The following is a 1,054-nucleotide window of genomic DNA, read 5'->3' as shown; positions in this document are numbered from 1 at the left end:
ATGATAACTAATCACCTCGCTATTAAATAAATCAATGTAAGGATTGAGATAACACTTTTTCTGAATTCCATCTTCATAATATTTGAATTCTGTCGTATCTGTTGTGATTTTTTGATGAGGAATGGAAGTTCTGAATCGTCTGTGTAATTTATTTTTAGCTACCGTCCCTACTTTTCCTTTATATGAATTATATTTACGTGATTTGTGCCAATAAGACGTCACACGAAGCCCTAGCTTCTTCATTAAGCACTGTACCTTCTTGTGGTTGACGTGATAGCCACGTTGCTTAAGTAATTCACTCATTGGACGATAACCTGCATTGGCATGTTCTTGACGTATTTTAAGCATTTCTTTTTCGATAAGCTCATCTTTGTTTACCCGTTCAAAACAGTTAACCCAATAATAATAAGTGGCTTTAGGGAATCCTGTAACTTTCAAGATTTCTTTGAGTTTGAAGGTTTTACGGAGACTGTAGATGAGTCTTGATTTTTGTTCATTAGAGCATTTTTCTCCAATCTCCGAAGTCCTTTTAAATAAGCTACCTCAATTTGCGCATAACGTAATTCTTGTTCAAGTTCTTTAATTCGTTGAGAATCATTTGGGTTCTGAGTCATAGACGATGCAATGCTTTCTAGTTTTTTACGCCGTCCTCTCTTTTTGCTTATTGGGACTTCTCCATAAATTTTGAAATGATTAACCCAGCTTGCAAGTAAGGTAAAATTAGTAATTTCGAATTTTCTTGCCACAGCTTCATACGTTAAATCAGTTGTTAAATAACATTGTACCGCATTTTCTTTCAACTCCATAGAATAATTTTTATTGACTTTGGAGTGAGCTGTAGGAAGTCCCTCTGCTCGATAATTGCGAATCCAGTGTCTAACCTGACTAGATGAACCTACGTTGTGCAGTTTAGCAAGATAGGTAGAGCCTCCCTTGCCAGATAAATAATCTTGAATAACGCGTTGTTTTAATTCTATGGAATATTTGACCATAAGAAAAGACCTCCGAAATATAGATTTGAAAAGTCTATATTTTGGGGGTCACTACAAGTAAC

General features: G+C 35.3%; 1 pseudogene. It reads right to left on the bottom strand.

Annotated features, from left to right (window positions below):
- Positions 1–992, bottom strand: a pseudogene (locus ABT053_RS43410) (IS3-like element ISLla3 family transposase); the annotation flags it as partial.
- Positions 993–1,054: the final 62 nt, after the last annotated feature.

This window comes from Streptosporangium sp. NPDC002524, from assembly GCF_040295985.1.
In the GTDB taxonomy this organism is placed as follows: domain Bacteria; phylum Actinomycetota; class Actinomycetes; order Streptosporangiales; family Streptosporangiaceae; genus Streptosporangium.
This window is presented reverse-complemented; position numbering and strand designations above follow the sequence as displayed.